Source organism: Streptomyces sp. NPDC050856 (genome assembly GCF_040653855.1).
GTDB lineage: Bacteria > Actinomycetota > Actinomycetes > Streptomycetales > Streptomycetaceae > Streptomyces.
Genome location: NZ_JBFAGV010000021.1, coordinates 1 through 13,223 on the forward strand (window position 1 = coordinate 1; position 13,223 = coordinate 13,223).

Sequence of the window (13,223 nt, forward strand, 5' to 3'; positions counted from 1 at the left end):
CTCTTGTGTGCTACCCCTTTATCCCTGGGCCCGGGTGTGGGGCTTGTGGGCCCCCGGGGGGGGGGGGGTGGTGGGGGGGCCCGGGGGGGCCGGGGGGGGGGGGGGGGGCCCCCCCCCCGCGGCCTGGGGTCAATGCGTGGAGCGGGAGGGGCCGGTTACGGCTTGTACGCCTCGCTCACCTTGGGGACCCAGGCGCCCTTCTCGACCTGGTAGGCGGTCATCATGGTGTTGGTGGTGTCGCCGAACTCGTCGAAGGAGACCGGACCGGTGACGCCGTCGAACTTGACCTTGCTCATGGCCTCCAGGACCTTGGCGCGGGCGCCGTCCGGGAGCTTGCCGCCGTTGTCGGCCACGGCGATCTTGACGGCCTCGATGATCGACCAGGTGGCGTCGTAGGTGCCGCCGCCGTAGGCCTCGTAGTCGTCCTTGTAGCCGGCGGTCTTGTAGTCGGCGATGAACTTCTTGGCGGAGTCCAGCTGCTCGACGGGCTTGCCGACGGAGGTGGCGAGGTCGCCGGTGGCCTTCTTGTTGAGCTTGGGGAACTCGGCGCTGTAGATGCCGTCGCCGCCCATCAGCGGGATGTTGGTGCCGCTGTCCTTGAGCTGCTGGCTGAGCGGCGCTGCGGCCGGGTACTCGCCGCCGTAGTAGAGCGCCTTGGCGCCGGAGTTCTTGACCTTGGCGACGACGGCGTTGAAGTCGCGGTCGTCGGGGTTGATGTGGTCGTTTCCGACGATCTTGCCGCCGAGCTTGGTGAACGTGTCCTTGAAGGACGCGGCCAGGCCGGCGCCGTAGGTCTTCTGGTCGTCGATCAGGTAGACCTTGGTGACCTTGGCGGTGTTGAACAGGTACTTCGCCGCGAAGGCGCCCTGCACCTGGTCGGTCGTGGCGGTGCGGAAGTAGGTCTTGAACGGACGCTTCTTGTCGCCGGTCTTCCAGCCGTCGCCCTGGGTCAGCTCGGTGCCCGTGTTGGCGGGGGAGATCTGGACCAGCCCGGCGTCGTTGAGCGGCTTCTGCATCGACTGCGAGACGCTGGAGTTCAGCGGGCCGACGACGCCGAGGACGTCCTTGTTGCTGATGAACTTGCTGGCGTTCTGCTGTCCGACGGACGGCTGTGCCTGGTCATCGAGCGCTTCGACCTTGAATTCGATGCCGGGGACGGTGTTTTCCTTGTTGGCCGTCTTCGCCGCGAGGTCGGCGGAGTTCTTGATGCCGAGGCCGAGGGCGGACAGGTCACCGGTGAGGGGGGCGTCGACGCCGATGACGACGGTGGTCTTGCCGCCGCCGCCGCCACCGCCGCCGCCCTTGTCGTCGCGCGACCCGCAGGCGGTGAGGGACAGTGCTCCGGTGGTGAGCACTGCGGTGAGTATGAACAAGGAACGCTGTCGCACGAAGGGGTCCTTTCCCTGGCGCGGTCTCCTCGGGTCGAGGAGCCGTGTCGAGCGCCGGGCCGTACATGAGTGGTACAGGCCGTGCGGCTGACGCGCCCGGCGGCGCGGTGACTGGCCGTGACTCTAGGCGCAGGTACGGACGGTCGGGGAGCGCCAGCGACATGATGTGACTTTCTTGTTATGCCGGGGTCGAGTCGCCGCCGGTCGGTGGCGTGTGCACGGGTCCTGGACGCGGGGGCTGGTTTCCCGTAGAGCGAGAACGCCCAGTTCCGCTAAGGGGCTTGCGGTGATCTTGGTCCTGACGGCGGCTCCCCGGGGCATGGGGGCGTGATTGGTCGGGCCGCCGTCGGGCGGGTGCGCGGGGGTGGTGCGCGATGCCGTTGGGCGCCCTCCTGGCGATTACTCTCCGTGAGATTAGATGGTTGCCTGAGGCATTTTTTTCGATTGTCGCCGAGGGTGCCCGGGCGGGTCGCGGACACCCCTTCGGCCGGCCCGCGGGGGCGCGCCGGGGGTGGCGCGAGGCGCCGTGCGCGCACCGTCGTGCGCCCGGGTCGGCACGCCGCGGGTGGCGGTGAGGGGCACGCGGCGGCGTTCGGCCGGGTGGACCGCGCGGAGTCCGAGGGTGCCCGCCCCCGTGGTGGCGCCGGCCGGGGCGCGGACTCCCGCGCTGGTCGGCGCGTACCTGGTGTCCGTTCAGCGCGACACGGGGTCCGCTGGGCGAAGTGGCCCACGGCGTGCGGGGGTTGACCCGGTGCCCGGCGTGCCGGACGGCTGCGGGCGCGGCGCGGGAGGTGCGGTGCGGTGGCCCCGGCGCGCGGCGTGGAGCGGGAGCGCGGTGCGGCCGTCCGGGCGTCCCACGCCACCCCGCCGGGCCGGGAGCGGCATCGGCGCGGGACGGCGGTGGTCAACTGTGTGTGAGCGGCACGCTATGGGGCGGTCTGGTGCTACTGGTGTCCGAGCGGTGGAATGCGTGTGCTCTTTCTGCGTGACCGTCAGAACCCCGGCCCCTGGAGGCAGGCACGATGACGAGACTCACCCCTGTGCACACGTTCCGTGCATCCCGCGGGCTCCGCGTGATGGTTTCGGCCATCGCCGTGGCCGGTGCGCTGGTGGCAACGCCGGCCGCGCCGGCGGCGCCCGAGGCACGGGCGCCGGACGACCGGCCGGCGCTGCGGATCGTGGACGAGCGGACCCGGCCGGTCGTCTCCCGCGCGGACGCGGTCTTCCAGCAGGTGGACGTCGAGACCCCGACGGACAGTGACGGCGACGGTGAGCGGGACACCGTACGGATGCGGATCCTTCGGCCCAGGGAGACCGGCGCCGGGCTGAAGGTGGCCACGATCATCGAGGCCAGCCCTTACTGGGGCGGCGGCAACGACGTCCCCTTCCACCAGGTCGACATCGACGAGGACGGCCTGCCGGACGGGCGGCCGGGCAGCCGCCCGGCGGACGGGCCGGGCGGCGGGGGAGGGCTGCCGGGACTGTTCGCCGCCGCGCCCCCGCCGGCCACCGCCGCCGCGGGCTCCTCGGTCGTCTTCCCCGGCTACACCGACAACTACTTCCTGCCGCGTGGCTACGCGGTGGCCCAGGTCGACAGCGTGGGCACCGGCGCTTCGACGGGCTGCCCGGTGTCCGGCGGCCGCGCGGAGACCCTCGGCGCGAAGGCCGCCGTGGACTGGCTGAACGGCCGGGCCAGGGGCCGGGACACGGACGGCCGTCCGGTGGGCGCGGCCTGGTCCACCGGCGACGCGGCGATGATGGGCATCTCCTACAACGGGACGCTTCCCACCGCCGTGGCCGCCACCGGGGTGGAGGGCCTGAAGGCGATCGTGCCGATCTCCGGCATCTCCTCCTGGTACGACTACTACCGGGGCGGCGGGGCCGTGGTGGCACCCGGCGGCTACCAGGGGGAGGACACCGACATCCTCGCCAAGGCCGTCTACAGCCGGGCCGACCGGGAGATCTGCCGGCCGGCGCACGCCCGGCTCACCGCCGAGCAGGACCGCGTGAACGGCGACTACAGCCGCTTCTGGGACGAACGGGACTACGTGAAGGACGCGGCCAGGTTCAAGGCCGGCGTCTTCCTGGTGCAGGGCCTGAACGACTGGAACGTGCGGACCGGGCACGCCGGCCGGCTGTGGGAGGCGCTCAGGCGCCACGACGTCCCGCGCAGACTGTGGCTGCACCAGGCCGGGCACAGCAATCCGATGCCGCTGCGCATGGAGGAGTGGCTGTCCCGGCTTCACCAGTGGTTCGACTTCTGGCTGTACGGACTGGACAACGGCGCCCTCGACGGGCCGGCGGTGGAGGTGGAGCAGGCCGACTTCGGCTGGCGCCGGCAGGCGGACTGGCCCGCGCCCGGCACCCGGGACGTGCGCCTGCGGCTCGCCGCCGGTGGCCTGTCGCCGCTGCCCGGCCGGCCGGTGCGGCAGACGCTGACGGACGCGGGGCGCACCCTGCCCGCCGAGGAACTGGTCGTGCGGCCCGACGAACCGAACGGCAACCGGCTGGCGTACACCACCGGACCGCTGCCGGCGGACCTGCGGATCAACGGGGCGCCCCGGGTGTCGGTACGGGCCTCGCTGGCGGGCACCTCCCCGTACCTGACGGCGCTGCTGGTCGACCACGGGACGGACACCCGGGCGACCGCGGGCACCATCGCCGACACCTCCCAGCAGGTCTGTTACGGCGAGGGCGTACCGGGTGACACGGGCTGCGCCCACCGGACCCGGCACCGGACCGAGACCGCCGGGTTCAAAATCGTGACGAGGGGGTGGCTGGACGTCCGCAACCGTGCCTCGCTGTGGCGGCAGAGCCCGGTGGCCGAGGGCCGGGAGTACCGGTTCCAGTGGGCGATGCAGCCGCAGGACTACGTGTTCGAGAAGGGGCACCGGCTGGGGGTGGTACTGATCTCCACCGACCACGACCACACGCTGCGGCACCCGGCCGGGACGCGGGTGACGGTCCTGGCCGGGGCCGGCGCTGTCACGCTCCCGGTGGCACCGGCGGGCCGCTGAGGACCTTGCCGTCCTCGGCGGAGGCGTCGCGCAGCAGGCAGGTCAGGCGGGCGGTGCACACCCGCCTGTCCTGCTCGTCGGTGATGACGATCTCGTACGTCGCGGTGGAGCGTCCGCGGTGGACGGGGGTGGCCACCCCGGTCACCAGCCCGCTGCGGACACCGCGGTGGTGCGTGCAGTTCAGGTCCACGCCGACGGCGATCCTGGAGATGCCGCCGTGCAGCATCGAGCCGACCGAACCGAGCGTCTCGGCCAGCACGGCGGAGGCCCCGCCGTGCAGCAGCCCGTACGGCTGGGTGTTGCCCTCGACCGGCATGGTGCCGACGACCCGGTCCGCCGACGCCTCCACGATCTCCACGCCCATGCGGGTGCCGAGGTGCCCGGCGGAGAAGAGGGCGGGCAGGTCGACGCCGAGCGCGGCGTACTCGTCGATGACCTCTTGCGGGAACTTCACGTGTGGCTGCTCGCCCATGGGGGGTCGGCTCCGATCGTCGTCGTCCGGGTCGTGTCCGCGCCTGCGGCTGAGCAAACGCTCAGGCGGACGGTGATTGTTCCAGACGTACGATCACGGACTTGCTCGCGGGGGTGTTGCTGACATCGGCGGTGGCGTCCAGTGGCACCAGGACATTGGTCTCCGGGTAGTACGCGGCGGCGCAGCCGCGCGCGGTGGGGTAGTGGACGACCCGGAAACCGGGCGCCCGGCGCTCGGTGCCGTCCCGCCACTCGCTGACCAGGTCCGCGTACGCGCCGTCGGCCAGCCCCAGCTCCCGGGCGTCGTCGGGATGCACCAGCACGACGCGGCGGCCGCCCTTGATGCCCCGGTAACGGTCGTCCAGCCCGTAGATGGTGGTGTTGTACTGGTCGTGCGAGCGCAGCGTCTGCAGCAGCAGCCGGCCCTCGGGGACCTCGGGGTACTCCACCGGGGCGGCGGTGAAGTTGGCCTTGCCGGTGGCGGTGGGGAAACGCCGCTCGTCGCGCGGGGCGTGCGGCAGGGTGAAGCCGCCGGGCCGGGAGACCTTGGCGTTGAAGTCCTCGAAGCCGGGCACCACGCGCGCGATGCGGTCGCGGATGGTCGCGTAGTCCCTTGCGAACTCCTCCCAGGGCGTGGCCGAGGCCGTGCCCAGCACCGCCCGCGCCAGGCGTGCCACGATGGCCGGCTCGGACAGCAGGTGCGGGCTCGCGGGCGGCAGGTTGCCGCGCGAGGCGTGCACCAGGCCCATCGAGTCCTCGACCGTGACGAACTGCTTGCCGCTCGCCTGCACGTCCTTGTCGGTGCGGCCCAGCGTGGGCAGGATCAGCGCGCGGGCGCCGGTGACCGCGTGCGACCGGTTCAGCTTGGTCGACACGTGCACGGTGAGCCGGGCACGGCGCATCGCGGCCTCGGTGACCTCGGTGTCGGGCGTCGCGCCGACGAAGTTGCCGCCCATGGCGAAGAAGACCTTCGCCTTCCCGTCGCGCAGCGCCTGGATGGCGCGGACCACGTCCAGTCCGTGGTGGCGGGGCGAGGTGATGCCGAATTCCTTGTCCAGCGCGTCCAGGAACGCGTCGGAAGGGCGCTCGAAGATGCCCATGGTGCGGTCACCCTGCACATTGGAGTGCCCGCGCACCGGGCACACACCGGCGCCGGGACGGCCGATGGCGCCCCGCAGCAGCAGGAGGTTGACCACCTCGCGGATGGTCGCGACCGCGTGCTTGTGCTGGGTGAGCCCCATGGCCCAGCAGACGACGGTGCGCCGGGACTCCAGCACCATGGCCAGGGCCCGCTCGATCTCCGACCGGGACAGGCCGGTGGCGGCGAGCGTCTCGGGCCAGTCGGCGGCCCGCGCGGCCCCGGCGAACTCCTCGTAGCCCTGGGTGTGCTCGCGTACGAAGTCCTCGTCCACGGCGCCGGGCGCGTCGAGCACCAGCTTGTTGAGCATCCGGAAGAGGGCCTGGTCGCCGCCGATGCGGATCTGGAGGAAGAGGTCGGTGAGCGTGGCGCCCTTGAGCACGCCCCGCGGGGTCTGCGGGTTCTTGAACCGTTCCAGGCCCGCCTCGGGCAGCGGGTTGACCGAGATGATCCTGGCGCCGCCGGCCTTGGCCTTCTCCAGGGCGGAGAGCATCCGCGGGTGGTTGGTGCCGGGGTTCTGCCCGGCCACGATGATCAGGTCGGCGCGGTGCAAATCCTCCAGGGAGACACTGCCCTTGCCGACGCCGATCGTCTCGGTCAGCGCGGAACCGGACGACTCGTGGCACATGTTGGAGCAGTCGGGCAGGTTGTTCGTGCCGAACTCGCGGGCGAAGAGCTGGAGCAGGAACGCGGCCTCGTTGCTGGTGCGGCCGGAGGTGTAGAAGACGGCCTCGTCCGGGGAGCCGAGCGCGGTCAGCTCCTCCGCGACGATCCCGAAGGCCCGCTCCCAGGTCACCGGCTCGTACCGGTCGGAGCCCTCCGCCAGATACATCGGGTGAGTGATCCGGCCCTGCTGCCCCAGCCAGTACCCGCTGCGGTCCGCCAGGTCGGCGACCGGGTGGGCGGCGAAGAAGCCGGGCGTCACCCGGCGCAGCGTCGCCTCCTCGGCGACGGCCTTCGCGCCGTTCTCGCAGAACTCCGCGACGTGCCGCTCGTCGCCCTCGGGCCAGGCGCAGCCGGGACAGTCGAAGCCGTCCTTCTGATTGACCTTGAGGAGCGTGCGCGCCGTGCGGCGCGCACCCATCTGCCGCTGCGCGACACGCAGGGTGTGCGCGACGGCGGGCAGGCCGGCGGCGGCGTGCTGAGGCGCCCGGACCTGCGGGGCGTCCTGGACCGGATCACCTGCGGGCGGTTTGCTGGCCATCGCGTCGCTCCCCTTCGGGCTCGCTCGTCGTGGTGGTGTCTCCGATCCTGTCACGCGCCACCGACAACGGCGCCTCCCCGTCCCGACGCGACCGGGGCGGGCCGGCCGGGCCGGGCCCCGCCCAGGTGGCCCCCAGCGGGCCGGGCCCCGCCCGGTCGGGATTGTCAGTGGTCCGTGGCAGGATCGTGTCCGTGGCTGAGACAGCATCGAAGAAGACCGAAGACAACCGTCCGCGCCTGCTCCTCATGGACGGGCACTCCCTGGCGTACCGGGCGTTCTTCGCGCTGCCCGCGGAGAACTTCACCACCGCGAGCGGCCAGACGACCAACGCGATCTACGGCTTCGCGTCGATGCTGGCGAACACGCTGCGTGATGAGGCGCCCACGCACTTCGCGGTGGCCTTCGACGTGTCCCGCAAGACCTGGCGCTCGCAGGACTTCCCCGAGTACAAGGCCAACCGCTCCAAGACCCCCGACGAGTTCAAGGGGCAGGTCGAGCTGATCGGCGAGCTGCTCGACACGATGAACGCGGAGCGGTTCGCGGTGGACGGCTTCGAGGCCGACGACATCATCGCCACACTCGCCACCCAGGCCGAGGAGGCGGGGTTCGACGTGCTGATCGTCACGGGCGACCGTGACTCCTTCCAGCTCGTCTCCGACCGGGTCACCGTGCTGTACCCCACCAAGGGCGTCTCCGAGCTGACCCGGTTCACCCCGGAGAAGGTCCAGGAGAAGTACGGGCTGACTCCCGCGCAGTACCCCGACTTCGCCGCCCTGCGCGGCGACCCGTCCGACAACCTCCCGGGCATTCCGGGCGTCGGCGAGAAGACCGCCACCAAGTGGATCAGCCAGTTCGGCTCCTTCGCCGAGCTGGTCGAGCGCGCCGACGAGGTCAAGGGCAAGGTCGGCCAGGCCCTGCGGGACCACCTGGAGTCGGTCAAGCTCAACCGCCACCTGACCGAGCTGGTCCGGGACGTGGAGCTGCCCAAGTCCGTCGCGGACCTGGAGCGCGCCCCGTACGACAGGACCGCCCTGAAGGGCTTCCTGGAGGTCCTGGAGATCCGCAACCCCAGCCTGCGGGAGCGGCTCCTCGCCGTCGACCCCGGCGCCGAGGAGGACGAGGCCCCGGCCCCCGACGCGGGTGTGGAGCTGGACGGCACCGTGCTCGGCGCCGGTGAGGTGGCCCCCTGGCTGGAGGAGCACGGCGGGCAGCCGCTCGGCGTGGCCACCGTCGCCACCTGGGCCCTGGGCGTCGGCAGCGTCAGCGAGGTCGCGCTGGCCGCCGCCGGGGGCCAGGCGGCCTGGTTCGACACCACACAGCTCGACGAGGCCGACGAGCGCGCCTTCGCCGGCTGGCTGGCCGACCCGGCCCGGCCCAAGGTCATGCACAGCGCCAAGGAGGCGCTGCGGGTCTTCCCCGAGCACGGCTGGACCCTCGCCGGCGTCACCATGGACACCGCGCTCGCCGCCTACCTGGTCAAGCCCGGCCGCCGGTCCTTCGCGCTGGACGCCCTCTCCGTCGAGTACCTCCACCGTGAGCTCGCCCCGGCCGCCGCCGACGGGCAGCTCGCGTTCGGCACCGACGAGCAGGCCGAGGCCGACGCCCTGATGGCACAGGCCCGCGCCGTCCTCGACCTGGGCACGGCCTTCGGCGAGAAGCTCGCGGAGGTCGGCGCCACCGAGCTGCTGCACGATGTGGAGCTCCCCACGTCCCTGCTGCTCGCCCGGATGGAGCGGCACGGCATCGCCGCCGACCGCCCCCACCTCGAAGCCATGGAGCAGCAGTTCGCGGGAGCCGTGCAGCAGGCGGTGAAGGAGGCGCACGCCTCGGTCGGCCACGAGTTCAACCTCGGCTCGCCCAAGCAGCTCCAGGAGGTCCTCTTCGGGGAGCTGAACCTCCCCAAGACCAAGAAGACCAAGACCGGTTACACCACCGACGCCGACGCGCTCGCCTGGCTGGCCGCCCAGACCGAGCACGAGCTGCCCGTGATCATGCTGCGCCACCGCGAGCAGGCCCGGCTGCGCTCCACGGTCGAGGGGCTGATCAAGACGATCGCCGCCGACGGCCGTATCCACACCACCTTCAGCCAGACGGTCGCCGCGACCGGCCGCCTGTCCTCCACCGACCCCAACCTGCAGAATGTGCCGGTGCGTACGGAGGAAGGCCGCGCCATCCGCCGGGGGTTCGTCGTGGGCGAGGGCTTCGACGCCCTGATGACGGCCGACTACAGCCAGATCGAGCTGCGCGTGATGGCCCACCTCTCCGAGGACGAGGGCCTGATCGAGGCCTTCGCCTCCGGCGAGGACCTGCACACCACCGTCGCCTCCCAGGTCTTCGGCGTCGCCAAGTCCGCCGTCGACGCGGAGATGCGCCGCAAGATCAAGGCCATGTCCTACGGCCTGGCCTACGGCCTGTCCGCCTTCGGCCTCTCCCAGCAGCTCAACATCGACGCGGGCGAGGCGCGAGCCCTGATGGACACCTACTTCGAGCGCTTCGGCGGGGTGCGCGACTACCTGCGCCGGGTCGTCGACGAGGCACGGGCCACCGGCTACACGGCGACGATGCTGGGCCGCCGCCGCTACCTCCCCGACCTCAACAGCGACAACCGCCAGCGCCGCGAGGCCGCCGAGCGGATGGCGCTGAACGCCCCGATCCAGGGCACCGCCGCCGACATCGTCAAGGTCGCCATGCTCAATGTCGACCGGGCGCTCACCTCGGCGGGCCTCAGCTCCCGGATGCTCCTCCAGGTCCACGACGAAATCGTGCTCGAACTGGTCCCGGGCGAACGGGACGAGGTGGAGCGGATCGTGCGCCACGAGATGTCCACGGCTGTCGACCTGCGCGCCCCGCTCGACGTCTCGGTCGGCGTGGGCCCCGACTGGGAGTCCGCCGCGCACTGATCCACTTCCGGGTCCGCCGCCGGTGCGCCGGACCGCGTGCCGGGGCTCGCCCCCGCCCGGCACCCAGGAGTCCCGGGCGGGGCCCCCGGCGCCGCCGGGGGACCCGGGCCCACCTCACGGCCTCCGCGCGGGCTCCCGCTCGGCGCCCGTGGCCTGCCTCCGCAGGGCCGCCGGCCGCAGGCGCACGACGGCGCCGTGGAGCAGCACGCCCGCCACCAGGCCCGCGCCGGCGCCGAAGCAGGCGGTGGGGATGATGTCCAACGGGGTCTCGATCCGGCCCCAGTACGCGTACCAGCGCAGGCACCGGTGCGCGGTCCCGGCGGCCACGCACCCGACGAGCAGCGCCACCGCCGTCCACCTGCCGCGCCGGTCCAAGTCCGGCAGGGCCGGCAGCTCCGGGGCCGCCGGGCCCGCGGGCACCCGGCGCAGCGCCCCGGCCAGGAACCACGCCAGCACCACCAGGGCGAGCGCCGACCCGCCGTACTGCGCGTACTGGTACACCGGGAACCCGGCCACCACCTCGCCCAGCACCGGCAGCATCCGAGTGCCCCACCGGTCCGCGTGCGTGAACAGGTCCCACACCACGTGCGTGGCCGAGCCGATCACCGCCGAGACGTAGAACCAGGCCGCCAGCGCGGGCACCCACCGTCCCCGCCACGGCTCGCCGCGCACCAGGGCGTGCACCCGTGTCCGCCACCGCCGGGGCACGAGGGCGACCAGCGGTTCACGCACCATCAGCCACAGCGCCACCAGCGCAGCGGTGACGGCCACGTCGACGGTGAGCACTCCCCACAGCCCGTGCGTGACGTCTCCGAAGCGCATCGCGCCCGGTAGGGCGGTGTCGGCGAAGTACGTCATGTCGGGCGCGAACGAACCCGCGACGAGCGCGGACGCCACGAGCGGGCCGCGTGCCGTGCCGGATCTGCGTATCCCCGGCAGCACCGCGGCGGCATGGCTGAGCGTGAACGGCATCCCTGGTCCCCCGTATCTCCGGCCCCCGGTCAACGACGTTCAGTATGCGACAACTTCGTACGCCGGAATTCGGACGACGTGTAGGTGACGAAAGCGTGAAAAGCGGTCAGGGGGCAGTGTGCCGGCGGCCGGAGTTGACGTAGGGTCGCCTGAGGTCTCGCGCTGGGGAGCGCGGACATCAAGCCGTTGATGGGGAGGGACCATACGTATGGCAGCGCACTTCGGCCGCCGACTGCGCAAGGGCGCCACCAGTACCGCGGTGGCCGCGGCGGCGGTGGCCGCGCTCTCCGCCTCGCAGGGCCCGGGCGTCGCGCCCGCGGCCGGCGACCAGCAGGCCGCCGACGCCACGCCGCCGCCGGCCGCCGACTCCGCCACCGGCAACTCCCCGTACTACACGGACCTGCCGCCGCTCACCACGCCGAACAAGCCGGACCCCGCCATAGCGCTGCCTGCGACGGGCACCGCGGAAGCGGGCATCCCGGCGACCGTGCTCGCCGCCTACAAGCAGGCCGAGACGCACCTCAAGGGCGCCGCCCCCGCGTGCAACCTGCCCTGGCAACTCCTCGCCGGCATCGGCAAGGTGGAGTCGGGGCAGGCGCGCGGCGGCCGGGTCGACGCCAACGGCACCACGTTCTCCCCGATCCTCGGGCCGGTCCTCAACGGCGTCGGGTTCGCCAACATCTCCGACACCGACGGCGGCGCGTACGACGGCGACAGGACGCACGACCGCGCGGTCGGCCCGATGCAGTTCATCCCCTCCACCTGGGCCACCTGGGGCGAGGACGGGAACGGGGACGGCCGCAAGGACCCCAACAACATCTACGACGCCGCGCAGGCCGCCGGGATGTACCTCTGCGCCAACAAGCGCGACCTGGCGGTCGGGGCCGACCTGGACAAGGCGATCCTGAGTTACAACCGCTCCCGGGAGTACCTGCGTACGGTGCTGTCCTGGTTCGAGTTCTACAAGAGCGGCACCCACCAGGTCCCCGACGGCACGGGCGTCCTGCCGAGCGACCGCAGCGACACGGGTACGGGTACGGGTACGGCTTCCCCGACCACCCCGCCGCCGTCCCCCTCGGCCACCGGGCCCACCCGGACGCCGACCCCGACCCCGACCCCGACGCCGACCCCGACCCCGACGCCGACCCCGACCCCGACGGTGAAGCCGAAGCCGAAGCCTTCGGTGAAGCCGACGCCACCAGCGTCCAAGCCGCCCAGGCCCGGCGCCACCAAGCCCACGCCGACCCCCACCGCGCCGCCCACCTCCACCCCCACGCCGTCCGACACCGTCACACGCCTGGTGGACGCGGGCACCGGCACGCTCACCGCGACGGCCGGCGCCCGGTTCGCGGAGCGGCCCGAGGTCGTGGCGCTCGGCGCGACGGGCAAGCCGGTCGCCAAGGTTCCCGTCAGGTTCCGGATCGTCGGTGACACCGACGCCCGCTTCCCGGACGCCGCCACCGAGGTCACCGTCCTCACCGGCGCCGACGGAACGGCGAGCGCGCCCACGATCCAGGCGGGCGAGCGCGTCGGCGAGTTCACCGTGCGGGCCACCTTCGAGCGCCGAGCGCTGCCCGGCGTGGACTACACCGCGACCGTCACCGCCCGCGCGGCCGACCTGCTCGTCCGCACGGACGGCAAGGCACTGACGGCCGCGCCCGGTACCGAGTTCGCCGACCGGGTCACGGCCAAGGCCACCTACCGGGGCGCGACCGCCCCCGGTGTGGCCGTCACCGCCACCCTGGCCGACGCGGCGGCCGCCACGGCCGACGGCGGCCCGTACTTCGCCAAGGACGCCCAGGGCAACCCGGTCCGTACGCTCACCGAGCTGACGACGGACGCCAACGGTGTGGTCGAGCTGCCGAAGATCGTCGCGGGCGACCGGACCGGCAACTTCCTGCTCCGCCTGACCACCACCGGCGGCGCGACCCTGACGGTCGTGCTCAAGGTCGGCTGACCGGCCGCCGGGTCCCCGCACCACCCCCGCCGAACCGGCGGGGGCGGTGCGGCGTTCCCGCCTCACGGACGCGCCGGCCACGGCGCCGCCCGCTCCGGGCCGAGGCCCCGGCGGCGGACAGGGCCGGCGTGCCCGGCCACGACCGCCCCGTGCCCGGCGGCGGGCAGCGCCGGCGT

Annotated in this window: 7 protein-coding genes; 3 read left to right on the plus strand and 4 right to left on the minus strand. The window is 72.9% G+C overall.

All coding sequences use genetic code 11. The annotated features are described in order from the left end of the window. Positions 1-155: 155 nt before the first annotated feature. A complete protein-coding gene (locus AB0H53_RS19415) occupies positions 156-1,373 on the minus strand; it encodes a branched-chain amino acid ABC transporter substrate-binding protein (protein WP_362114659.1) in 1,218 nt (405 codons plus the stop codon). A 1,091-nt stretch (positions 1,374-2,464) separates the two neighbouring features. Here AB0H53_RS19415 and AB0H53_RS19420 point away from each other — a divergent pair. Continuing rightward, the gene (locus tag AB0H53_RS19420; protein WP_362114433.1) at positions 2,465-4,405 is read left to right on the plus strand and encodes a Xaa-Pro dipeptidyl-peptidase; all 1,941 of its coding nucleotides are present in this window, start codon (positions 2,465-2,467) and stop codon (positions 4,403-4,405) included. On the opposite strand, the gene AB0H53_RS19425 is transcribed toward AB0H53_RS19420, so the two are convergent. After that, positions 4,374-4,877 (minus strand): hotdog fold thioesterase, encoded by a 504-nt coding sequence (locus tag AB0H53_RS19425; RefSeq protein WP_362114436.1) that lies wholly within the window; start codon positions 4,875-4,877, stop codon positions 4,374-4,376. The two genes, AB0H53_RS19420 and AB0H53_RS19425, sit on opposite strands and share 32 nt — an antisense overlap. A gap of 61 nt (positions 4,878-4,938) precedes the next feature. Next, the gene (locus AB0H53_RS19430; RefSeq protein ID WP_362114439.1) at positions 4,939-7,218 is read right to left on the minus strand and encodes an FdhF/YdeP family oxidoreductase; all 2,280 of its coding nucleotides are present in this window, start codon (positions 7,216-7,218) and stop codon (positions 4,939-4,941) included. 245 nt (positions 7,219-7,463) lie between these two features. Here AB0H53_RS19430 and polA point away from each other — a divergent pair, with 245 nt between their 5' ends. Continuing rightward, a complete protein-coding gene (polA, locus tag AB0H53_RS19435) occupies positions 7,464-10,118 on the plus strand; it encodes a DNA polymerase I (protein WP_362114662.1) in 2,655 nt (884 codons plus the stop codon). A gap of 114 nt (positions 10,119-10,232) precedes the next feature. Here polA and AB0H53_RS19440 read toward each other — a convergent pair whose 3' ends face one another. Beyond that, positions 10,233-11,090 (minus strand): DUF4184 family protein, encoded by an 858-nt coding sequence (locus AB0H53_RS19440; RefSeq protein WP_362114442.1) that lies wholly within the window; start codon positions 11,088-11,090, stop codon positions 10,233-10,235. 208 nt (positions 11,091-11,298) lie between these two features. Here AB0H53_RS19440 and AB0H53_RS19445 point away from each other — a divergent pair, with 208 nt between their 5' ends. Then, on the plus strand, positions 11,299-13,047 hold the full coding sequence (locus AB0H53_RS19445; RefSeq protein ID WP_362114445.1) for a lytic transglycosylase domain-containing protein: 1,749 nt from the start codon (positions 11,299-11,301) through the stop codon (positions 13,045-13,047). The last annotated feature ends 176 nt before the right edge of the window (positions 13,048-13,223 follow it).

Bases quoted from the DNA above. Each gene is read 5' to 3' on its own strand.
- AB0H53_RS19420 (WP_362114433.1), top strand. From the start codon at position 2,465: ATGGTTTCGGCCATCGCCGTGGCCGGTGCGCTGGTGGCAACGCCGGCC.
- AB0H53_RS19425 (WP_362114436.1), bottom strand. From the start codon at position 4,877: ATGGGCGAGCAGCCACACGTGAAGTTCCCGCAAGAGGTCATCGACGAG.
- AB0H53_RS19430 (WP_362114439.1), bottom strand. From the start codon at position 7,218: ATGGCCAGCAAACCGCCCGCAGGTGATCCGGTCCAGGACGCCCCGCAG.
- polA (WP_362114662.1), top strand. From the start codon at position 7,464: ATGGACGGGCACTCCCTGGCGTACCGGGCGTTCTTCGCGCTGCCCGCG.
- AB0H53_RS19440 (WP_362114442.1), bottom strand. From the start codon at position 11,090: ATGCCGTTCACGCTCAGCCATGCCGCCGCGGTGCTGCCGGGGATACGC.
- AB0H53_RS19445 (WP_362114445.1), top strand. From the start codon at position 11,299: ATGGCAGCGCACTTCGGCCGCCGACTGCGCAAGGGCGCCACCAGTACC.